The sequence below is a fragment of the Paenibacillus sp. JGP012 genome, from assembly GCF_014203995.1.
Classification (GTDB): domain Bacteria; phylum Bacillota; class Bacilli; order Paenibacillales; family Paenibacillaceae; genus Paenibacillus; species Paenibacillus silvae.
On sequence record NZ_JACHKG010000019.1, the window covers coordinates 75,391 to 99,074 of the forward strand.

The 23,684-nt window shown below is 48.8% G+C and carries 18 protein-coding genes; 16 read left to right on the forward strand and 2 right to left on the reverse strand.

From position 1 onward, the window contains the following. Positions 1-50: 50 nt before the first annotated feature. Positions 51-617 (reverse strand): PadR family transcriptional regulator, encoded by a 567-nt coding sequence (locus HNR77_RS20660; RefSeq protein WP_184188526.1) that lies wholly within the window; start codon positions 615-617, stop codon positions 51-53. A gap of 175 nt (positions 618-792) precedes the next feature. Next, positions 793-1,368, reverse strand: a complete 576-nt coding sequence (locus HNR77_RS20665; protein WP_184188529.1) for a beta-class carbonic anhydrase — start codon at positions 1,366-1,368, stop codon at positions 793-795. A 223-nt stretch (positions 1,369-1,591) separates the two neighbouring features. Between HNR77_RS20665 and HNR77_RS20670 the strand changes: the two genes are divergently transcribed. The 16 genes from HNR77_RS20670 (at position 1,592) to hflX (ending at position 23,613) form a co-directional block, all read left to right on the forward strand. Next, positions 1,592-3,106: a carboxypeptidase M32 gene (locus tag HNR77_RS20670; protein WP_184188532.1), complete on the forward strand. Its 1,515-nt coding sequence runs from the start codon at positions 1,592-1,594 to the stop codon at positions 3,104-3,106. Between the two features lie 135 nt (positions 3,107-3,241). Further along, entirely contained in the window at positions 3,242-4,249 is a 1,008-nt protein-coding gene (locus HNR77_RS20675; protein WP_184188534.1) for an ABC transporter substrate-binding protein, read from the forward strand. Between the two features lie 118 nt (positions 4,250-4,367). Beyond that, positions 4,368-5,162, forward strand: a complete 795-nt coding sequence (locus HNR77_RS20680) for an ABC transporter ATP-binding protein (RefSeq protein WP_184188536.1) — start codon at positions 4,368-4,370, stop codon at positions 5,160-5,162. Between the two features lie 71 nt (positions 5,163-5,233). Continuing rightward, complete coding sequence (locus HNR77_RS20685; RefSeq protein WP_260410740.1) at positions 5,234-6,001, forward strand: ABC transporter permease; 768 nt, start codon at positions 5,234-5,236, stop codon at positions 5,999-6,001. A 423-nt stretch (positions 6,002-6,424) separates the two neighbouring features. Next, positions 6,425-7,405, forward strand: a complete 981-nt coding sequence (locus HNR77_RS20690) for an aromatic acid exporter family protein (protein ID WP_184188542.1) — start codon at positions 6,425-6,427, stop codon at positions 7,403-7,405. Between the two features lie 72 nt (positions 7,406-7,477). Next, complete coding sequence (locus HNR77_RS20695; protein ID WP_111273679.1) at positions 7,478-8,038, forward strand: outer spore coat protein CotE; 561 nt, start codon at positions 7,478-7,480, stop codon at positions 8,036-8,038. 232 nt (positions 8,039-8,270) lie between these two features. Next, the gene (locus tag HNR77_RS20700) at positions 8,271-9,521 is read left to right on the forward strand and encodes a putative amidoligase domain-containing protein (protein ID WP_260410733.1); all 1,251 of its coding nucleotides are present in this window, start codon (positions 8,271-8,273) and stop codon (positions 9,519-9,521) included. 403 nt (positions 9,522-9,924) lie between these two features. Then, positions 9,925-12,801: a DNA mismatch repair protein MutS gene (mutS, locus tag HNR77_RS20705; protein WP_184188545.1), complete on the forward strand. Its 2,877-nt coding sequence runs from the start codon at positions 9,925-9,927 to the stop codon at positions 12,799-12,801. Positions 12,802-12,823: 22 nt separating this feature from the next. Continuing rightward, entirely contained in the window at positions 12,824-15,037 is a 2,214-nt protein-coding gene (gene mutL / locus HNR77_RS20710) for a DNA mismatch repair endonuclease MutL (RefSeq protein ID WP_184188548.1), read from the forward strand. Between the two features lie 17 nt (positions 15,038-15,054). Then, positions 15,055-15,840, forward strand: a complete 786-nt coding sequence (locus tag HNR77_RS20715) for a class I SAM-dependent methyltransferase (RefSeq protein WP_184188551.1) — start codon at positions 15,055-15,057, stop codon at positions 15,838-15,840. Then, positions 15,821-16,777 (forward strand): tRNA (adenosine(37)-N6)-dimethylallyltransferase MiaA, encoded by a 957-nt coding sequence (miaA, locus tag HNR77_RS20720; protein WP_184188553.1) that lies wholly within the window; start codon positions 15,821-15,823, stop codon positions 16,775-16,777. The genes HNR77_RS20715 and miaA overlap by 20 nt, the downstream gene beginning before the upstream one ends. A gap of 416 nt (positions 16,778-17,193) precedes the next feature. Next, a complete protein-coding gene (gene hfq / locus HNR77_RS20725) occupies positions 17,194-17,436 on the forward strand; it encodes an RNA chaperone Hfq (RefSeq protein ID WP_090916826.1) in 243 nt (80 codons plus the stop codon). Between the two features lie 165 nt (positions 17,437-17,601). Further along, a complete protein-coding gene (locus HNR77_RS20730) occupies positions 17,602-20,265 on the forward strand; it encodes a transglycosylase domain-containing protein (RefSeq protein WP_184188556.1) in 2,664 nt (887 codons plus the stop codon). Positions 20,266-20,562: 297 nt separating this feature from the next. Next, the gene (locus HNR77_RS20735) at positions 20,563-21,126 is read left to right on the forward strand and encodes a ribonuclease FAU-1 family protein (protein ID WP_111273673.1); all 564 of its coding nucleotides are present in this window, start codon (positions 20,563-20,565) and stop codon (positions 21,124-21,126) included. A gap of 114 nt (positions 21,127-21,240) precedes the next feature. Continuing rightward, positions 21,241-22,212 carry an AAA family ATPase gene (locus tag HNR77_RS20740; protein ID WP_184188559.1) on the forward strand — a complete coding sequence of 324 codons (972 nt, stop codon included), beginning with the start codon at positions 21,241-21,243 and terminating at the stop codon, positions 22,210-22,212. A gap of 114 nt (positions 22,213-22,326) precedes the next feature. Further along, positions 22,327-23,613: a GTPase HflX gene (gene hflX / locus HNR77_RS20745; protein WP_184188562.1), complete on the forward strand. Its 1,287-nt coding sequence runs from the start codon at positions 22,327-22,329 to the stop codon at positions 23,611-23,613. Positions 23,614-23,684: the final 71 nt, after the last annotated feature.

A 23,684-nucleotide genomic window follows, 5' to 3' on the forward strand; every position in this document is an offset into this window, starting at 1 on the left:
CCTTACTCAAGTAATACGATTAACTTGCTGGAACGTTTCAAAATTTAAAATCAAGTTTCTGAAATACTTGGACTGGGGTCCTGAATGGCCGCCTGACCATCGAGAAGCTGGGTCACCCAATTACACCATTCCAGACCGGTTTGGGCGTTCATCAGCCCTTTCTGTACCAGAATGTAACTGCCGAATTCACGGCTGCCTATGCGAAGGTTGTCCTGAGGTATACGTGATTTCAAATCTTCAAAATACCGTATCCGTTCCATAAACCAGCTTTTGCGCTCATTCAGAATACGTCTCATGCTTCCATCTTCGGCGATACCAACACAGAGAATACGAAGATTGAATTCATCACGTGTCACGGGTGCAGTGACTGGAGTGATCATCCACTCCAACAACTTTTGAATGCCTTTGTCCGTAACTGCATACATTTTTTTGTCCGGTTTGTCAGACTGTTGTACCCAGCGGGAGGCGAGTAACTCATCGTTTTCCATCTTGGACAGGAGCGGGTAGATCTGGCTGTGTTTGGCCTGCCAATGCGGCTGAATCTTCAGCATCAGATCATAACCGGAAGACTCCTCGCGGGTAAGCAGCCCGAGCAATCCGTAGGAAAGTATGTTCATGCACATGTCTCCTTAATATTAGGGCTGGGTCAAGGAAAACCATCTTATTCGCTTTCGTTGACCGCTTTCATAAAAGTGTACACTGAAACTGTATGGTTTGACAACCTGACAGCTTAACTGCCTTAATTTAGACAAAAAAAGAGCGGACCCGAGGGCCCGCAAATGCAAAATATTATTAGAGAGATGCCTGTTGTTCGTACCCGTCAGCAACAAGATCGAGCTTACCTGTGTAAGAATCGATAACCATGCCGTGAACAGGCACATTCGGTGGAAGCAGGGGGTGTTTCTTGATGACCTGCACAGTACCTTTTACCCCTTCTTCGACGCTGTCAAACCCGCGCAGCCATTTTTGCAGACGGATGCCGGAGTTTTCCAGTGTAGACATGACTTCCTTGGAAACACCACGTTCCTCCATATGACCAATCATTGTTTCCGCATGCAGTGACGCCATGCCACATTCCGTATGTCCGACAACGAGAACCTCATCTGCGCCCAGTTCATAGATGGCAACCAGAACGGAACGCATAACACTGCCGAAAGGCTGAGAGATAATCGCACCGGCGTTTTTAATAATTTTCACATCGCCATTCTTCAGATTCATGGCTTTGGGCAGCAACTCGACCAGACGGGTATCCATACAAGTGATGATGACCATCTTTTTGGTTGGAAACTTGCTAGCCGTATACTTCTCGTATTCTTTAGTCTCGACAAATGTTTGGTTGTGCTGCAAAATCTCTTGAATGTTGTTCATGTCCATTGCCTCCTGTTATCCAATACGACGAGCACGGCTACTTGCATGAGCAGCTTGTCCTACACGCCCTTGATTAGTGTTGGGATATCGCAATCCGCAGACCACGACCCCGTTTTTTAGAAGAATAATGCAATATGCTTCTGTCAAAAGTTGATTATACGCAATGCAAAAAGTATCATCAATAGGGTGTACACATTTTTTTTTGAAGAGGTGAGCTTTAACGATGGATAAACAAACACAGCAGCAGCTGCAATCCTTCCTTATTTTGGCCCGTAAAATTAAAAGTTATCATGAAGCCATCGGTTTGCTTCACTGGGATCTGCGCACAGGTGCGCCGAAAAAAGGCGTGCCAACACGTTCGGAAACGTTAGGCATGCTCTCTACAGAAGCTTTCAAACTGCAAACCTCGGAAGAAATGAAGGCATATCTGGAACTGTTGACCCAGCCGGAAGTGCTGGAGCAGCTTGAAGATCACGATCGTCGTCTCGTACAAGAGTGCAAAAAGGAATATGACCGCAGTCAGTCGGTTCCGCCGGAAAAAGTACAGGCGTATACGGTGCTTACAGCCAAATCGGAGACAGCCTGGGAAGATGCCAAGCACCAAAGTGATTATGCGGGCTTCTCGCCATACCTCACGGAAATCGTCAAGCTCAAACAGGAGTTTATCGACTACTGGGGTGTGAAAAATACAAGATATGATACACTGCTGGATATGTACGAACCAGACCTGACGGTAGAAAAGGTGGATGAGGCGTTTGCTCGGCTCAAGGCTCGTCTCGTTCCACTTCAGGAGAAGATTAATGCTTCCGGGAACAAGCCGGAAACGGGGTTCCTGCAGCAGATTTTCGATCCGAAGCAGCAGGAGAAATTCAGTCTGTTCATTCTGGAGCAGATGGGGTATGACTTTGAAGCAGGTCGCCTTGACGAGAGCGTACATCCGTTTGCAACAGGGCTTAATCCGGGTGATGTCCGCATTACAACGAACTATCTGCAGGACGATGTTACCAGTGCGATTTTCAGTTCATTACATGAAGGTGGACATGCTCTTTACGAGCAAAATATTGATGAGAGCCTGGCGGGAACACTGCTGGCGGAAGGAACATCAATGGGCATTCATGAGTCCCAGTCCAGATTATGGGAAAATATGATTGGTCGCAGTCTGCCGTTCTGGACGCGCTATTATCAAGACCTGCAGCAGCATTTCCCGCAGCTGAGTGAGGTAAAGCTGGAGGATTTCTATCGTGCAATTAACCGGGTGGAAAGCTCGCTGATTCGAATTGAAGCCGATGAGCTGACCTACAATCTGCATATTATTATTCGTTATGAGATTGAAAAGATGCTGTTTAATGAAGGGCTTGAGGTGAAGGAGCTACCTGAAACGTGGAATGCCAAATATAACGAATATCTCGGCATTATGCCAACCAACGACGGTGAGGGTGTACTGCAGGATGTTCACTGGTCAGGCGGAGATTTCGGGTATTTTGCATCCTATTCTCTCGGTAACATGTATGCAGCACAAATTATGCATACACTGCGCAAGGAAATGCCTGAGCTGGACAGCTTGATTGCTGCGGGTAACCTGATTCCAATCAAAGACTGGCTGACGGATAAAATCTATCGATACGGAAAGAGCCGCACCCCTTCCGAATTGATTCTGGCTGTCACTGGTGAAGAGTTGAACCCCGATTACCTGGCTGATTATCTGGAAGCCAAATATACTGAAATTTATAATCTGTAATGTGCTAAAAGCAGGTCCGCCGGAAACGTTCTGGTTGGCCTGCTTTTTTTTGCGTGCAAGTTCTTAACCTTTTACTGGGCCTCGGCATATCCATAGTAGAGAGAAATGGCTAAACCAGTAAAGGAGGGACATGTGATGAAATATACGCCATGGTTTATCCGGGGTATTGTGATCCTGCTGATTATCATTGTTGCGCTGACGAGCTGCAATAAGGAAGAGAACGAAGCCAAGATTACGATTGGTGAAGTAACACGCTCTGTATTTTACGCACCGGAATATGTTGCCGCGGCTCAAGGTTTTTTTGCAGAAGAAGGGCTTGAGGTGGACATACAAACTACGGCTGGCGGAGATAAAACGATGGCGGCCCTGCTCGCGGGTTCGGTAGATATTGCGCTCGTTGGTGCAGAGACATCCATCTATGTGTATCAGCAGGGCGCAGAAGACCCTGTCATTAATTTTGCACAGCTGACCCAGACGGACGGAACGTTTCTGTTTGCACGGAATGCTCAAGAAAACTTTGATTGGGAGCAACTAAAGCAAAGTGTGTTTCTTGGACAACGCAAGGGTGGAATGCCCCAGATGGCGGGAGAGTTTGTATTGAATAAACATGGCATTGACCCGTCGCGTGATCTGGAGCTGATTCAGAATGTGGATTTTGCCAATATCGCGTCAGCCTTTGCTTCAGGCACAGGGGATTACGTACAGCTGTTTGAACCTCAGGCATCAATCTTTGAACAGGAAGGCCGGGGCAAGGTGGTGGCTTCGTTCGGCACGGAAAGCGGACATCTGCCTTATACTGTTTTTATGACAAAACAGAGCTATTTGAACGAGAACAAGAATCTTGTGCAGAAGTTTACAAATGCCCTTCACAAGGCCCAATTATGGGTAGATTCCCATACGGCAGAAGAGATTGCGGAAGTGATCAAGCCATTTTTCAAAGATATCGACCCGGCAATTCTGACCAGCAGCGTGAGTCGTTACAAGGAACAGGGCACGTATGCAACAGACCCCATTATTGATGAGCAGGAATGGAACAATCTGCTGGATGTCATGAGTGCCGCGGGTGAATTAAAGCAAAAGGTGGAGCCGGATACCATTGTCGATTCGACCTTTGCAGAACAGGCGAAATCCCTGACTCCCTGAGTAATGCTGGTGAAGCAAGAAGTCAGGAGAAGCAAAGAAGTAAAGAAGAAAAGCAGGGTGGATCGATAGCAGATCAAGCCAGAGTGAATTCAGGATTCAGGGAAGGAAGTGAGCAGTGATGCCTGATTCCGGCAATGTGATCCGACTGGAAAATATATCACAAGTCTATGTCAGTGAGCGCGAAGCATCTTTGGTTATTGAAGATGTAAGTCTGGGGATCGGTCAGGGGGAGTTTGTCAGTCTGGTCGGCCCCAGCGGCTGTGGCAAAACAACGTTATTGTCCATCATCGCCGGACTGCTTCTTCCTACGCAAGGAAAGGTTGAAGTGGAAGGCAACCCGGTTCAAGGGCCCTCACCCCGGATCGGTTACATGTTACAGCAGGATTATCTGTTCCCATGGCGCACCATTCTGGATAATGCGCTGATCGGACTTGAGTTGACGGGAAATCTGAATGCAGAGAGCAGGGAACGGACGCGGGAGCTTCTCGCAAGCATGGGGCTAGGCGGGACGGAAGAGCAGTATCCGTCGGAATTGTCCGGGGGCATGCGGCAGCGGGTGGCGCTAGTACGGACCCTTGCTACAGACCCTGCCATTCTGCTGCTGGATGAGCCATTCTCGGCGCTGGATTATCAAACGAAGCTGCAGCTGGAGGATCTTGTATCGGAAACGTTAAGAGAGTACGGCAAAACGTCTGTGCTGGTTACGCACGATCTGTCTGAAGCCATTGCGGTCAGTGACCGGGTTATTGTGCTGGACCGTAATCCTGGCCGTATCCGGCGCGAGTTCGTTGTGCCGGAGAACATTCGTATGGCGCAGCCCTTTTATGCAAGGGAGCAGGCTGGCTTCAATGAGCTGTTTCAATCGCTCTGGGATGAACTCGTTCAGTCTGGAGGAGGTGAGAAAAATACGTGAGACAGAACGAATCGAATCAACAGCAGCAGGAATCACGTGAGGGCTGGCTGGAAGAGCTTCATCATAACCATATGCGCAGACTGGCAAAGTGGCGGCACCATATCCTTGCGGTTCAACTGTCGATGTTAGTCTGCATGTTTTTGCTGTGGGAGCTGGCTGGCAGATTGCGCTGGATTGATGTGCTGCTCTTTAGTTATCCAAGCAAAATTTTCGGTCAAATTGGCAAGGATGTTGCCAGCGGCGAAATATGGGCACATGTCGGGGTGACCGTTGGTGAAACGGTCGTCGGGTTTTTACTGGGGACTCTTGTCGGAACGCTGCTTGCTGTTCTGATCTGGTGGTCTCCTTTTTTGTCCAAAGTGCTTGATCCGTATATGGTTGTATTCAACAGTATGCCCAAGGTGGCGCTGGGTCCGATCTTTATTGTGATGTTCGGGGCGGGTTTTACAGCGATTGTGATGACCACGTTATCGATTACGGTCATTATTACAACGCTGGTCGTGTATAACAGCTTTAATGAGGTTGATCCGAATTATGTCAAGGTGATTCGCACCTTTGGCGGGCAGCGCTCCGAGATTTTTGCCAAAGTGGTGTTCCCGGCTTCATTTCCTACGATTGTATCTACGTTGAAGGTTAACGTAGGCATGGCCTGGGTCGGGGTCATTGTGGGAGAATTTCTGGTAGCCAAAGAGGGACTGGGATACTTGATCATATACGGATTCCAGGTGTTCAACTTCACACTAGTGTTATCAAGTCTGCTGATTATTGCAGCCGTTGCAACGGCCATGTATCAGCTGGTTGTATATGCAGAGCGGAAGCTGCTGGCCGGGCGGAGATAGAGAGGTTCAATGAGAACCGAGATAGAGAAGACCAGTTTAATTGCAGCAGCATATGTATACAATTTCACAAGGGGTGTCACGTTGCCCGCGAACGCAAAATAAAGTACGATATTTGGTAGCATTCATGTGCGTTGTGTCAAACAGGCACAAGGTATGAATTGACAGACCGTTTGCAGATTCTGGTGCTGACACCGTGAAAGCCATGTCAGTGTTTCTTCTCTGGGCACATTATGTGACCGGCATGTTGTGTGCATGCCGGTTGGCGTCGTCTAGTTTGTTACTGGTTGAGTCATACTACGGATGTGGCTGTCGTTACAACTAGATTAAACAGGGTAAGTATTCTCTGGACAAACATAACGGATAGAGAACGGGTTACACACGGATCGCAAACTTTTTTACAGCTTAGAGGAGATGGAATGAGAAATGGGCTTTAGAGTAATTAAAACTGCAATCGCAGCGTTCATGGCTGTTCTGATTGCTGACTGGTGCCGCTTGCCAGGACCAACGTCAGCGGGCTTGCTCGCCATTCTGGGCGTAGATGTAACCAGGAAAAGAAGTATTCGCACCATATCCGCACGTTTCTTTGCATCCGTGGTCGGACTTTTGTTTGCAAGTGTACTTTTTCACTTTCTCGGCTTCCATTATTGGGTGCTCGGTGTATACATATTAACAGCGTTTCCGGTCATCGTCCGGGCAGGCTTTAAAGAAGGTATAGTGACTGGATCGGTCGTAGTGTTCCGTGTGTTTAGCGGCGGGGAGATGGATTTGCATGTGATTCTCGTTCAGATTGCGCTGCTGTTAATTGGTCTCGGTTCGGCTATGGTGGTCAATCTGGCATATATGCCAGCCGCCGATCCGCAGATGCTGCGCATACGTAAACGAATTGACGAGCTGTTCTCGAAGATTTTCCAGGAATTCGCAGCAACCTTGCGTAATCCTGATGAAGTGTGGGCAGGCAAAGAGTTAATTGAGGCAGATAAAGCGGTGCTCGGCGGAATTGAAGCGGCCAAGCGTTCGCTTGAAAACCAGGTGATTCATCCAAATGAAGGCTGGAGTGTATACTTCTATATGCGCAAAACGCAGCTGGATTCCATCCAGCATATGATGCATCTGGTATCCCAGGTGTATCAGAAGATGCCGCATGCCGAGATGGTGTCAGAGCTATTTGATCAGCTCAGCCGGGATGTATTAACCGAATCGTACACTGGACGGACGGAGAAATTGCTGGCAGATGTGCAGGAGGAATTCAAGCGAATGGATCTGCCGGATACGAGGGAAGAATTCGAAATGCGATCGGCTATACTCCAGTTGTGCCGCGAGCTTGAGATGTATCTGAAAATCGCCAAGAAGGACAAAGCGCCTTCTCCAATATCAGACCGGCCTCAATCTACAAACGAATCATAGAAAATAGTTGTCACCCTAGACGGATGTCCTGCATACACTTGTAGTGAATGATTGTATGGAGGAGGTTTAAAGATGTCATTGAGTCATAAACATCAATGTAGAGAGATTATCACGAAGGCGATCTGCGGCAAAGGTCGTAAGTTCTCTACCGTAACACATACCGTGACTCCGCCTAATGGTCCGACCAGTATTTTGGGGGCTTGGATTATCAACCACCAGTATGAAGCCGTATCAGCGGGGGACGGAATTGAAGTTATTGGTACTTACGATATCAACATTTGGTATTCCTATGACAAAAATTCACAGACGGATGTAGCCAAAGAAACGGTATCGTATGTAGAACATGTGCCTTTGTCCTATCTGGACCCGAAACACCGGACTTCCACGGTCGAGGTCTCTGCGGATGCAACGCAGGAGCCGAGCTGTGTGGAAGCCACAGTGTCTGCGGGCGGCGGCAGCGTAATTATCCGGGTTGAGCGGGAATTCGCTGTAGAGCTCGTGGCTGAAACGAAAGTCTGTGTGAAGGTGTGCACGGATGGCTGCGGTGATTACGAAGACAAGGATTACGACTATGGCAGTGGCGATGGAGACTACGATGATCTCGATCCGGACCTGCTGGATGATGAGCTGTAAATCACTCATCCCGCGATTGCTTGAAGGTGTGTATCTTAACCTGAGGTATTATATGCACCATAAGGTGCGATGAAGAGGGCGGAAGCCCTCTTTCTTTCATAAAGTATGAAAAATGGGTTGTGGCAAGCCTGAACTGGCCTGAAGAAGAACCTTGACGGGAAGGCTCCACAGCTGTGGGGTCTTTTTTGATGAAAGAAAGGTCAAATAGGAGAAGTGAGGAAGGAGGGACGAGATGAACGTCATGCAACAAGCTGAAGAAGCAGTCCAGGCATACGCACAGCTAAGCTCCGGTGAACGGATGGCACGGTTGAAGCAGGCGGGAATCGAGGTGCTGTCCACCAGTGAGCAGCGAAGGCGGGGGCCTGGGCTTCGTGTGCGATACGATGTGCATGTCAGCTGTCTTGAGGCGATTCGCATCCGACGCAAGGATACAAGTGGTATGGGCGCCAAGCAGGAGCAAGAGCTGGATCGTGAAACGTCTTCATCGGTCTATAAACGGGTGGAACGCCTTGCGATCAAGTCATTATATACGCTAGGGCTGGAACATGGGGCTGTTCGCCTGGAGGCTTCAGGTAATGGCGGCTGCGCTGTAACTGGAGTTGATCCAGATCCGTGGAAAGGTGACGGGGAGCTTGGTGCAATGTACAGGAATAGCTGGCAACTGCATCAAGCGGCATTAAACGAGGAGAAGCAATCTAGCCGAGCGCCTGTAATGGGCATGGACCCCGAGTTTTTACTTGTGCAGATGCCTGAATCCAAAATTGTGCCTGCTTCGCGTTTTCTTGAGCGTACGGGTGTGGCAGGCTGTGATTCGGTGACGATCGGCGGCAGACGTGTATATCCCGTCGCAGAGCTGAGGCCAGCACCTAGTGCGGAGCCGCGTGAGCTGTTAACACATCTGATGCGTGCCTTCGCGGCAGCTTCGCGCAGCATCAGTGATTCATCCTTGGTCTGGCAGGCGGGCGGCATGCCGCAGCGGGGGCTACCGCTGGGAGGACATATTCATTTTAGCGGCGTGCAGCTGACGGGTGGATTACTTCGTGCTCTGGATAATTATTTGGCGCTGCCGCTGGCGGTGCTGCAGGACCCGCGTGGATCGGGCAGACGTCCAAGGTATGGGGCATTGGGTGATTTTCGCCTGAAATCCTATGGCGGCTTCGAGTATCGAACTCTTCCCAGTTTTCTTATCTCTCCGGTTGTAGCCAAAGGAGTTGTTGCTATAGCAGGGCTGATTGCTTGCAGCTACGATCAGTTGAAGCAGCGTCCTCTGGCGGAGGCGAAGGTTCATTCGGCGTTCTATGAAGGGCGGCGTGAAATCATGATGCCTTATGTGCCCTCGCTGATGGATGAGCTCAGGCAGTTGAGCGAATATGCGCGTTACGAGCGGTATGCAGCGCCGTTGATGCGGCTGTGTAAACGGGGCCAGACCTGGGACGAGAGCCGGGATATCCGTAAACTATGGAATATTCGGGCAGGCTCATGAAGAAGCAGCTTTTTTTTGTTATAATGAAAAACAGGACTTTTCTAACGTCAACATATGACTGATAGGAAGCAAAGAGGCAAGAAGTTGTAAAGTCGGGGAGCAGAACGCGCTTAATGAAGATTTGAGTCAGAACGCGCTTAATGAAGATTTGAGTCAGAACGCGCTTAATGAAGATTTGAATCAGAATGTCCTTAATGAAGATTTGAATCAGAATGTCCTTAATGAAGAAGATTTGAGTCAGAACGCCCTATAAGAAGATTTAAATCAGGTAAGAGGTAAGCCCTTGAAGAAAACAGTGTATAGCCTACACATAAGGCGGAGGTGCATCCAGGTGCCTGACGCCTTATTGGCTTCCAGGGGGCTTGCTTTCTGACATCACAGGAACGGATGGTGGAACAATATCATGGCTCAGTACACGCCAATGATTCAACAATATTTGAAGGTAAAGGCCGAAGCACAGGATGCTTTTCTTTTTTTCAGATTAGGTGATTTCTATGAAATGTTTTTCGATGATGCGATCAATGCGGCTCGAGAACTGGAGATTACCTTAACAGCACGTAACGGTGGAACAGATGACAAGATTCCCATGTGCGGCGTGCCATATCATTCGGCTGAAAATTACATACAGCGTCTGATCGAGAAGGGATATAAAGTTGCAATCTGTGAGCAGATGGAGGACCCGAATGTAACGAAGGGCATGGTACGCCGGGAGATCGTTCGTGTAGTTACACCGGGTACGGTGATGGAAGGCAAAACGCTCGGAGACAAGTCCAACAACTATATGGTATGTCTGACCGGTAATCAGAACACACTTGCGCTGGCGGCTTGCGACCTGTCTACAGGGGAGCTTTACGTCACATCTGTCCCGTATTCCAAGGAATGGCTGAAGGATGAGATTGGCATCTATGAGCCATCCGAGCTTGTGGGGGATGCCGCTCTGCTGGAGCTTGTAGAATCGGAGTCATCTCCGATTGGACGCCCGGTAGTCTACACCGCCTGGACCAAGAGCAAGGAGGACCTTGTGCGTCAGCAGTTTGGCGAATCCGTGTGGGCAAGATTGGAGCCTGAACGTCAGGCATGTGTTGCCCGGCTGTTTTCTTATCTGAGTGAAACACAGAAGCGCTCGCTGGGGCAATTGACACAAATATCTACGTATGAACCTGACCATTATATGATACTGGACCCGTTTACACGCCGTAATCTGGAGCTGGTGGAGACGGTACGCGAACGTTCGAAGAAGGGCTCGCTGCTGTGGCTGCTGGACCGTACGGAGACGTCTATGGGAGCGCGCATGATGCGGCGCTGGGTGGATAAACCTCTTTTGCAGAAAGGAAAAATTAACGAGCGGCTGGAAGCGGTAGATACGTTGTACAACCAGTTTATTTTGCGTGAGGATCTGCGGGCCGAGCTCAAAGATATCTATGATCTGGAACGGCTGGTGGGCCGCATTGCTTTTGGTAATGCCAATGGACGTGATCTGAATGCGCTCAGATCATCGCTGGACAAAATTCCGAGTCTGCGCCAGCACTGTGCGAATTCGTCTTCTTCGACGCTTCGGCATATTGCCGAAATGATGGACGATTGTGCTGATCTGCGTGATGCGATCGGACAGGCGATTGTGGATGAGCCGCCAGTGTCGGTCAGAGACGGCGGACTTATTCGCGAAGGGTATCACGATCGTCTGGATGAGCTGCGGGAGGCTTCGGTGAACGGCAAACAATGGATTGCTGAGCTCGAAGCCAGAGAACGTGAAGCGACAGGCATTCGCTCGCTGAAGATCGGGTACAACAAAGTGTTCGGATATTATATCGAAATTACGAAGTCTAATCTGGCTTCATTGCCTGAAGGACGATATGAACGCAAACAAACACTTGCTAACGCTGAACGTTACATTACACCTGAACTGAAAGAGAAGGAGACCCTGATTCTTGAGGCACAGGATAAAATGGTGGACATTGAGTACAGCCTATTTGCAGAGCTGCGTGATCGTCTCAATCAGGAGATTGCAAGGCTGCAGAAGCTTGCCGAGCAGGTGGCCGAGATTGATGTCTATCAATCGTTTGCAGTAATTAGTGCGGAGCGTAATTTTGTGAAGCCTGTGTTAACGGATGGCTATAATCTTATTGTTGAGCAGGGGCGTCATCCGGTCGTCGAGGCAGTGATGCGGGATGGAGCTTTTATAGCCAACCATACGGCGATGACTGAGGAAGAAGCACGTATTCTGCTGATTACCGGACCGAATATGGCGGGAAAAAGCACGTATATGAGACAGGTGGCGCTGATTTCGATACTGGCACAGATCGGATGTTTTGTACCGGCGGGACAGGCGGAAGTGCCTATTATGGACCGAATCTTTACGCGGATCGGTGCGGCGGATGATCTGATCGGCGGACAAAGTACGTTTATGGTAGAGATGGCTGATATTCAGGTGATGACGGAAAAAGCAACCCCGCGCAGCTTGATCATCATCGATGAGCTGGGCCGCGGAACCTCGACCAGTGAGGGGATGGCAATTGCCCAGTCGGTTATTGAATATGTGCATGATGTGATCGGTTGTAAGGCGCTCGTATCCACACACTTCCATGAGCTGGCTCATCTGGAGGAAAGTCTGGACAAGCTGGCTAACTATTCGATGGCGGTACAGGAGAGCGGGGATAAGGTGAACTTTCTGCGCAAGCTGATTGCGGGAGCGGCGAGCAGCAGCTACGGTATTTACTGTGCCCGGCTTGCAGGTCTGCCTGACAGCATCATCGAGCGTGCTAACGGACTGCTGCACGGGTTCGAACAAGCGGCTTCACAAGTGGCGGTTGGCAGTGAGTTCATAAGTGAGAATAAACAGCAGACTGCACAGCAAACATCAACACCGGGCTCCGGGGCAGCTGCATCTACTGATGGCGATGGCAAGGAGTCATGGATTCGGGAACGGAATGTAGATGGAGCGGCTTCAGGCGTTGAAACGGAGCTGGCATCGACGAGTGCTGCAGAACTGCAGGAGCTGACAAGAGAGCTGGAGCATGAAGTCTCTTATGCCAATGATAACCATGAGAATTCTGGTTTGAAAACTCCTTTCGGTCAGGGATCACAGCAGGTCGTGCAGTTGTCCATCTTTGATGAAGAGGAGCCGGAAGCTATACAGTCTCCACAGGCTGTGGTGGTGGAGGATAAACCTGCGCGTGAGTTGATCCGTCATATGAAAGACATTGATGTTATGAATATGACACCTTTACAGGCGATGCAGGTATTAAACGAGCTTAAAATGAAGGCACAGCAATTATCCTGAGTCACCGGGAGGAGGAGAATCTGTGGCAAAAATCCATGTGCTTGATGAACATATTGCCAACCAGATTGCGGCAGGTGAAGTTGTAGAGCGGCCTGCTTCGGTCGTGAAGGAGCTGCTCGAAAATGCAGTCGATGCGGGAGCCACAAAGATTGAGGTTGCAGTCGAGGAAGGCGGGCTGCTTCGCATCCGGGTGAAGGATAACGGCTCGGGCATTGAGCCGGATGATCTGGAGACGGCCTTTTATCGTCATGCGACCAGTAAAATAACGCATGGCCGTGACCTGTTTCAGATCACCAGTCTTGGTTTCCGCGGAGAGGCGCTGCCCAGTATTGCAGCAGTCTCCAAGGTGGAGGTGCTGACTGCCAGCGGAGACGACGGGCGAGGGCGGCGAATTGTGATCGAAGGCGGCAAGCTGTGCGAGCACGAAGATGCTGCTTCACCGCAGGGCACGGAGTTTGTGGTGAAGGAGCTATTTTATAATACACCCGCAAGGCTCAAGTATATGAAAACGATCCAGACCGAGCTGGGGCACATCTCGGATGTGTTATATCGGATGGCGATGTCCCATCCTCATATCTCTTTTACACTTCGACACAATGAAAATACGCTGCTTCAGACGCTGGGCAATGGGGATTTGTTACAAGTTGTCGCGGCGATCTATGGAACGAGCGCAGCGAAAGCAATGCTGCCTGCTCAAGGCGAAAATCTGGATTACAAGATCGGCGGTCTGATCAGCCTGCCGGAATGGACGCGCGCGAACCGTGCGGGGATGTCTACCATTGTGAATGGTCGATATATTCGCAACTACGGATTGAATCAGGCTATTCTGAAAGCTTATCATACGCTGCTGCCCATCAATCGTTTTCCACTGGTTGTATTGCAGCTGGAGATGCATCCCTCACTGGTAGACGTGAACGTACATCCGGCAAAGCTGGAGGTTCGCTTCAGTAAAGAGGCAGAGCTGTACGAATTTGTGGAAACGACATTGCGGGGCATTTTGCGGCAGGAGGTGCTTATTCCGCAGGTACGCAAGCAGCAGATCAGGCGCGGAGATGACAGCTCGTTTATTCAGGAGCAGTTTCTGTTTCCAAGAGGGCTGGTGAAAGAGCAGGAAACCAGTGAAGGTTATAGTCAAGAAGGGCCCCTTGGGCGAGTGGAACCAAATACAAAAATCGCAGAGGATGATCATTCGGACCTGGATGCACCTGCGGAGCCAGGAGCAGTGCTTGATCAGAAACAGGAAGAGAAATCGCAATTGAAATCGGATCAGAGGTTTTCTGACGATGCGGGTGTGATATCTCCTCCTTTACCTGAAGCGCCGCCAGAGACAACTCCTGCATATGGCTTGATGGACCAGCTAAATGGTGCTGAGCTGCATCAAGCCAATCCTTCCAGTAAGACGAAACAGTCTGATGGAAGTTCAAGCAAGGCGTTGATCGAACCAGATGGGGAATCGAAAGGTGTTGAAGGCGGAGAAGCCGGAAAAACGCGAGCAGAGGGCTATCGTGCGTCTTCTTACAGCAATCCTGTAAGAGAGAGCCGTATGTCGTATTCTTCGAGTGCTGCACAAAGAGGAGATCGGGGCTGGAAAAATACATCGATGCCTGATCCCGCCAAGCTGGCCGCTGCCATGCAAACCGACCCATCCATGCCTGCGTTTCCTGAGTTAAGTCTGATTGGACAGCATCACGGAACATATCTGATTGCCCAGAACGATGAAGGTTTGTATTTGATCGACCAGCATGCGGCCCACGAGCGGGTAAATTATGAATACTATTATGAGAAGTTTGGCAATCCGGCTCAAGCTTCTCAGGAGCTGCTGCTGCCGATTACACTTGAATTCACACCTTCGGAGACTGAAAAGCTGAAAGCGAGACTTTCCTGGTTTGAACAGGCGGGAGTGTATCTGGAGCATTTTGGCGGGCAGACGTTCCGTGTACGTTCTCATCCGTACTGGTTCCCGCAAGGGGACGAGAAGGACATTATTGAAGAGATGTCGGAATGGGTTCTCAGTGAGCGCAGCATTGATGTGGCGAAGATGCGTGAAGCAGCTTCGATTATGTGTTCCTGTAAAGCGTCTATTAAAGCGAATCAGAAGCTGACCGACCAGGAGGCAGAGGTGTTGATCCAACGCCTGGGGGCATGTCGTCAGCCATATACGTGTCCGCATGGACGGCCGATTGTGATTTCATTTTCAACGTATGATCTGGAGAAATTATTTAAACGAGTGATGTAGTTTTATAGGGGGATATTATGTATATAACGACGGGTGACAAAGAGGCGTCCTCGCTGGTGGAGCGTGCGCGTGCGCTGGCTGCTGCGACTGGAGGCACTTACGTCCCGCGCAGCAGAACTTCTCTGCCCAAATTGCTTGAGCGATATGGTATTCAGGAAATTCTGGTGGTGCTGAAAGGGAGAGCGCGCTTGTTCCGTAAGGATGCATCAGAGCTTGAATTTCACCCGAGTATGGGGTTTGTACGCGCCAAACGTGTATTAAGGGGAGAGCCTGACCCCATGCTGGAAGCTGGTGCTGTCATTGAAGGAGATACGGTTGTGGATTGCACGGCTGGTCTGGGTTCGGATTCCCTGGTATTCGCGGTCGCGACAGGTGTACAAGGACATGTCATTGCATGTGAAAGTTCCGAAGCGCTATATACCTTGCTGCTGGATGGCATGTCTCATTATGAGAGCAACGAGTCTGATATCGATCAAGCCTTTCGGCGGATTGAGCTTCGTAATCAGGATCATCTGGAATTGCTTCGGTCCTTGCCGGATCGGAGCTGTGACACCGTTTATTTTGATCCGATGTTCCGTGAGCCTATGATGGATTCGAGTGCAATCAAACCTTTGCGAAACTATGCGAATGCGCATGCATTAGCAGAAGAAAGTATTGTGGAGGCCAAAAGAGTCGCCCGCAAGCGGGTAGTGATGAAAGAAAAACGCGGCAGCGCAGAGTTTGACCGACTTGGATTCCAGGTGCTGGATCGGGCCAATGCAAAAACGTTGTACGGAGTGATTAATGTTGAGAGCGGAAGTTGAACAAAAACCCAAGCTGCTGGTGCTGGTCGGACCAACGGCAGTAGGTAAAACGAGATTAAGCATCGAGCTGGCACAGGCTTTTAACTGTGAGATCATCTCGGGAGATTCGATGCAAGTTTATCGGGAAATGGATATTGGTACCGCAAAAATTACACCCGAGGAAATGAAGGGCATTCCTCATCATCTGATTGACATTCATGAACCGGAATATCCGTATTCCGTTGCGGAGTTTCAGGAGAGCTGCACACGTCTGATTCCTGAGATTCATGGACGAGGTAAGTTGCCCTTTATCGTTGGCGGCACGGGATTGTATGTGGAATCGGTCTGTTATGGGTTTCAGTTTTCGGATAGCGGTTCGGACGAGGCGTTCAGGGAGGAACAGTTCAGTTATGCACAGCAGCATGGAGCTCAGGCGCTTCATGATCGGTTAAGTGAAGTTGATCCAGCCAGTGCGGAACGTCTTCATCCGAATGATCAGCGGCGGATTGTCCGTGCACTTGAAATCTTTCATCTGACGGGTGAAAAATGGTCGGAACAGCTTGCGGTGCAGAAAAAAGAGTCACCTTACGATCTGCTTATTGTAGGTCTTACGATGGATCGTCAGAAGTTGTATGCCCGTGTTGAGGAACGAATCGATCTGATGATTGAGCAGGGACTTGTGGATGAAGTGAAGGCGCTGCTGGAGCGCGGAGTAGCGAGAGGGCATATTTCGATGCAGGGCCTGGGATACAAAGAGATTGCCGCGTACCTGCAAGGTGAAGTGAGCTGGGAGGCTGCGGTGGAGTGGTTGAAACGGGATACACGCCGCTTTGCCAAGCGGCAGCTGTCATGGTTCCGTCATATGAAAGATATTCAGTGGGTAGATGTGACGGATACTGGTAATTTTGAAGGGAATTACAGACAAGTCAGTGAAATGATTACACGTCAATTTACTTGATTTTGATTAGAAGATACCTCTTGCTTTTCCAAGAAAAGGAGGAGGTTTTTTTAGGTTATTCTCTTGCTATGAATATAAAAAAAATAATCCACATGATTCAAACCGGATCATAGAGGATAAGATTTAAGTGTCATTGCTGCTCTAGATATGATGAATGACATGGATATTATTTGTCGATAAATCATTGTTAAGTGATTTTTGTTTCGAAATTGTCCCTCTTTTGCAAATCTGTAAGGCGGTGTATAATGGATAAGTCTTCTAATTTAAAACTGCTACGAATGGAGTGGTAGAACGGGGGACAAGGGGTTTTTGTGGATTATATGAAACTGTTCATGATATAATAGCACGAAAGCTACTCAGCGATATTGAATATTACTTACACTATGAATTCAAATGAACCAATGGGGGTACGGCTAATGAACAAGTCCATCAACATCCAAGATACGTTCTTGAACCAACTGCGGAAAGAAAATATTCCGGCTACGGTCTATTTGACCAATGGCTTCCAGATCCGCGGGACGATCAAAGCATTTGACAATTTTACGATCGTCATTGACAGCGACGGACGCCAGCAAATGGTCTACAAGCATGCCATCTCCACGTTCACGCCGCAACGCAGCGTATCGCTGATGCAGCAGGACAACGGCGGCGAAGCTTAAAAATTCCGAAACCTTTTATCAAACCATTTCGTCTAGATGTATAGGAAGTGAACAGAGCAACCTAATATGGGTTGTTCTTTTCATTCCGGGCAAAATAGGCTTAATATAAGCTTGTGCTGCCAGAAAAATAGAAAACATGCAAGTGAAAGGGAGTCAGGAGGTAACATGCCAAACGATCCGTTATCGAGGTCTAATAATCGCAACACCAACAACAAGTCAAACCAAAAAGCGAAGCCAAAGACCTCTAAAAAGAAAAAAATTACGGGTAAACGCGTTGGATGGACGTTGTTTTTCACCATGGCCATTGCTATATTTTGTGCGCTAGGCGGATATTTGTTTATTTTGATCAGCGGTGAGCGTCTGCTTACAGCCAACATGGACAAAACAACAATTAATGAAACTTCGAAAGTATATGACCGTAACGGTAATATCATGGGTGAGCTCTCAATCAAAAAACTGGAGCCTGTGGAATCTGATGATATTCCTAAACTGGTCAAGGAAGCCTTTGTCGCAACGGAGGATCGGCGCTTCTATGAGCATCAGGGTGTAGATATCTGGTCCATTGGCCGGGCAGCTGTGAAAGATATCATGGCACGTTCCATGGTAGAGGGCGGCAGTACGCTGACCCAGCAGCTGGCTAAAAATATGTTCCTGTCACGTGACAAGACCTTCTTCCGAAAAGCGACGGAAGTGTCGATTGCAATGGCGCTGGAACGTAAATTTTCCAAAGATGAGATTTTGACAATGTACCTGAACCGAATTTTCTTTGGTCATCAGCGTTACGGGATTAAGGCAGCATCGGAATTTTATTTTGGAAAAAGCGATTTGAAAGATTTGGACCTGTGGGAGATCGCTACATTGGCTGCAATGCCTAAAGGGCCATCTGCATATAACCCGCTGAGCAATCCAAATGATTCTAAAGCACGCCGCGGTGTAGTGCTGCAATTAATGTATGAGCAAGGTTATATCACCGAGGCAGAGATGAACAAAGCCAAGGCAGTGGATTACAAATATACTCCGCCTGAGAAGGATAGAAAATATCAAGCTTTCATTGACTATGTTCTGCGTGAAGCGGAACGTGTTACAGGCATGACAGAAGATGATCTGAATATCGGCGGATTTAAAATCTTTACTACGATGGATGCACAGGCTCAAACCGCAATGGAGAATGCGTTCTCTGATGACAGTTTGTTTGAGGCAAGCAAGGACGACCAGCAGGTTCAAGGCTCGATGGTTATTATGAACCATGAGAACGGTAGTCTCGTTGCACTGCTGGGTGGTCGTGATTATCAGACAAAAGGTTACAGCCGGGTAACGCAAAGCCGTAGACAGCCGGGGTCTGCCTTTAAACCGATCGTATCCTATGCACCGGCGCTGGAGACAGGGAAATACAGTGCCAATTCACCGCTTAGCAATGAAAAGCAATGTTTCGGCAACTACTGTCCGGGCAACCTGCATGGTTACTCCTCTACGATCAGTATGACGGATGCTATTACGAAGTCCGAAAATATCCCGGCCGTCTGGCTGCTGGATAAGATCGGGGTGAATACCGGGGTTAATTTTGCGAAAAGTGTAGGTATTCAGCTGACGGATCAGGATAAAAACCTGGCTATCGCTCTTGGGGGTCTGAGCAAAGGGACGAATACACTGGAGATGGCTCAGGCATACAGCGCATTTGCTAATCTGGGCGAGTACCAGCAGGCGTATTCAATTAAAGAAATCCAGGATAGTTCTGGTAAAACAACGTATAAACATGATAAATCAGAGACAAAACGTGTGATGAGTGAGCAAAATGCTTACCAGCTCACACAGATGCTGCAAAATGTAGTTAATGACGGTACGGGACGTTCTGCACGACTGGATCGACCGGTTGCCGGTAAAACGGGTACGGTGCAGAGCGGTATCGCTGGTAACAGCTCTAACCGTGACGTCTGGTTCGTAGGTTATACGCCAGAATGGACCGCTGCGGTCTGGATGGGCTATGACAATCCTGATGCCAATCATATGCTTAAGAACAGCAGTAAGCTGTCTGCTGCATTTTTTGCCAAGGTAATGGGAGATGCTTTGAAAGGTGTTCCTGTGAAGGAATTTAAAACACCTGAGGGAGGTCAAGCACCTCCACCACCTGTAGAGGAACCACAGCAACCTGAACTTTCGGTAAGTGGACTGAGCGCATCGTACAATCCTTCGACTCAGACGGTTTCGCTGAACTGGACTGGAACAGGCGATGCGAATACACAGTATCGTATCTACCGGAAGGAGACGTCAGAAGCTCAGTTTACGCATCTGATAGACTCTATTGGATCAACGAGTGCGCAGGATTTGAGTGCATTACCAGGTCTGACCTATGAGTACTATGTAACGGCTTATGATCTGGCATCCGGTCAGGAAACAAGTCCGTCCAATACCGTCTCCCTTATGATCGAAGCTCAGGAGATTGAGCCTCAGCAGCCTGATCCGGGAACTGAACCTGGAACGGGTACAGAGCCAGAGGGGCCGGGAACGGATAATCCGGACAACGGGGGAACGGATAACGGAAATCCGAACGGCAACAATGGAAATGGCAGTGACAATGGTAATAACGGTAATGGTAATAATGGAAACGGAAATGAAAACAACGGAAACAACAATGGCGCTAACGGCTCTGGCAACGGTCAGCCAGGCGGGGGTACACCTCCGGGGCAGGGAACAACAGACTCTGGAAGTGAAGGCCCGAGTGAAGGAGCCATAACAACCCCGGGTGAAGTGGTCACGCCTGATAGTGGAACCAATGGGGATAACGGAGGGACCGAAGCTCCTTCTACGCCTCAAACAGATTCAGGAGGTTAAGTAGCCGCTGCTTCACAAATCAATATTTTGTTTTTATGAGACTGCTTCCCGGTTCGCCGGTGGAGCAGTTTTTTATTGCCGGCAAGGCAGGCTGATAGACGATATCAAAAATCGCGCGCCACATGATAAACTGTACAGAAGACTTCGTTTTGAGTGTATACGTTAAATATGGTAAGCTGTAACTATTCGAATACGTTGTGTTGAGCAGGCTGGTCGTCCTGACTTCAAAGCAGACGTATCATTGTTCACCAATCTAAAAGCAGATCGCGGATCTGCAGTCGGCAAAGAGGGGTTCGTATGAAACGGAAATTCGGGGATCGCGCAAACTGGCGCCGGATTACGAACCGACAATTTACATGCCGGTTCGTTCAGTCCAAAATTTTTACAGGTTACATTACGCTGTATACCATACAGGATTTGAAAGAACCCTTGTGGAAGACGTATGGAGGCACGACCTTCTGTATTGCGGATAAGGGATATTCCTGGCTGCAATACTATCCGAAGGGAGAACATTTTGTTGTGACGGCGATGTTTGATGATCAGCAGCGGATTATCGAGTGGTATATTGATACTTGCCGCAGCCAGGGAATCACGGATCAGGGTGTTCCGTGGTTTGACGATCTATACCTGGATGTTGTTGTACTGAAGGACGGAGAGATTTTTTTGCTGGATGAGGATGAGCTGGAGGATGCCTTGTCTCGTAAACATATTACAACGGGCGATTATGATCTCGCGAACAAAACGGCCAAGGAGCTGCTGCACGCTATTGATGCGCATGTTTTTCCATACTTTCAGTTATCACTGAAGCATAGACAGACGTTATTCGAGAACGGTGAGTTCCGCAAAAACATTCAGGTCTAGGGTGTGATGCTTCTCACCAGAATTTTTGTTGTACATCCTTCTAATATCTGGGCAACTGATAGAATACATTAATAATCAGGAGAGATCAGCCCGATAAAATAGAGGTGATGGCGAATGAACGGACGGGTCATGGCTGCAGGAGGGCAACCGGGAGGCAGACCATCCAGACAAATTAATGTGGTGTTACGTAACCAGGAGCCTCAAATTCTTGCAAAAGATGAAGCACTTTCAGTACAGGCGGCCAAGAGTGTAACAAAACACACTCACTTTCAGGAGATTCAAGGTGAACTGGAGCAGCTGGTTGGACTCGAAAATATCAAGGAACTGGTGTTTGAAATCTATGCTTTCCTTCAGATTGCACAGATGCGCTCAGAGGCAGGTCTGCTTAGCGGGGCACATGTGTATCATATGGTTTTCAAAGGAAATCCCGGCACGGGGAAAACAACGGTCGCCAGAATTGTAGCCAAAATGTTCCAGAAGATGGGTGTGCTCAGTAAAGGGCATCTGATTGAAGTGGAGCGCGCCGATCTGGTCGGCGAGTACATTGGTCATACGGCGCAGAAGACCAGAGATTTGGTCAAAAAGGCCCTTGGCGGTATTTTATTCATCGACGAGGCATACAGTCTTGCACGGGGCGGTGAGAAGGATTTTGGCAAGGAAGCAATCGATACGTTGGTCAAGTCCATGGAGGATCACAAAAACCAGTTTATTCTGATCCTGGCCGGGTACTCGGAGGAGATTGATTTTTTTCTGCAGACGAATCCCGGGTTGCCTTCCCGTTTTCCAATTCAGGTTGAATTTCCAGACTACACGATTGATCAGTTGATTCAAATCTCTGAAATGATGGCAAAAGAACGTGACTATATTTTGATGCCACAGACCATACTCAAGTTAAAGCAGCATCTTCTTCAGGAGAAAAATGATTCGCTGCATGCGTTTAGTAACGCCAGATATGTGAGGAATGCGATTGAGAGGTCGATCAGACATCAAGCAGTTCGGTTGCTGGAGCAATACTCGGATGGAAGTCCGGGCAAGCTGGAGTTAATGACTATTCGTACAGAGGATTTGAAGTTTGAACGAAAGTAAGCGATAATAGCCTTTTAACAGAGCCGGCCGGGCTAACCGGTTCGGCTTTAGCATTGCCAAGGGATCATTTGGATTCGGAGGCATCAGAGACGGAACAGAGGAGTGAAGCTATAGATGACAACAGGTACACATAATACGGATACGACCAAAAAGGATCGTGCAATCCTGGTCAGTCTGGTTACGGATGAGGTCAAGCGTTCAGGTATTAATCATGAATACTCCCTGCAGGAGCTTGTAAAGCTTGCCGAAACGGCAGGTGTCGAAGTGCTTAGCGTTTTAACCCAAAATCGTGAAACACGGGATACGAAGTGGTTTATCGGTAAGGGGAAGGTTGAAGAGCTGCGTCTCGTTGCTGATGAGCTTGGTGCAACTACAGCTATTTTTGATCAGGAGTTGTCGGGAGCTCAGGTTCGAAACCTGGAAGAGACGCTGGATTTGAAAATTATCGACCGTACCCAGCTGATTCTGGATATTTTCGCTCAACGTGCCAGCACGCGAGAAGGTATTATTCAGGTAGAGCTGGCTCAGCACAGCTATCTGCTGCCGAGGTTGTCCGGGCACGGTAAAAATCTGTCTCGGCTGGGCGGCGGAATCGGGACAAGAGGGCCGGGGGAAAGCAAACTGGAGACCGATCGCCGTCATATTCGTGGACGCATTGATGACTTGAAGCGGCATTTGGAAGAGGTTACACGTCATCGTAAACTGCACCGGGAGCGTCGTAAAAAAACGGGCATTATTCAAGTGGCTCTGGTGGGTTACACGAATGCAGGTAAATCCACACTGCTCAAGCAGTTAACGGATGCAGATGTATATATTCAGGATCAGCTCTTTGCTACACTCGATCCAACGTCACGTACGATGGAACTGCCAAGTGGCAAGGAAATTGTGCTGACCGATACGGTTGGTTTTATTCAAAACCTGCCTCATGATCTGGTTGCGGCTTTTCGTGCTACCTTGGAAGAGGTAAATGAGGCTGATCTCATCCTGCATGTTGTCGATGCTTCATCCGAGATGCGTGAGGATCAGATCAACACAGTTAACGCGATACTTCAGCAGCTTGGTGCCGGGGACAAGCCTCAGCTGGTCCTGTACAACAAAAAGGATGCCTGCACGCCGGAGCAGCTTGAGATGCTGCCGCTGGATAAAAATCATATCAAAGTAAGTGCACTGGATGCAGCAGACCTGATCAGAATTCGTGAATTGATTCAGGCTGAGCTTACGGGAGATACGAAACGCTTCCGTATTCCGGCTGAGCGCGGTGATCTGACCTCCGTGTTATACAAGATCGGGGATGTCATTGACACTGAATATGATGAGAATGACGTCATTTATCAGGTTGAGCTGCAAAAAGGTGAATACGAGAAATACGGTTATTTACTTGAAGATTTCATTGAACTGTAACATTCATGACATACTAATGTGATAAGTTGACACGAGAATGGTTTAGTAACGTCAGTTTCGTGCGATAAAAG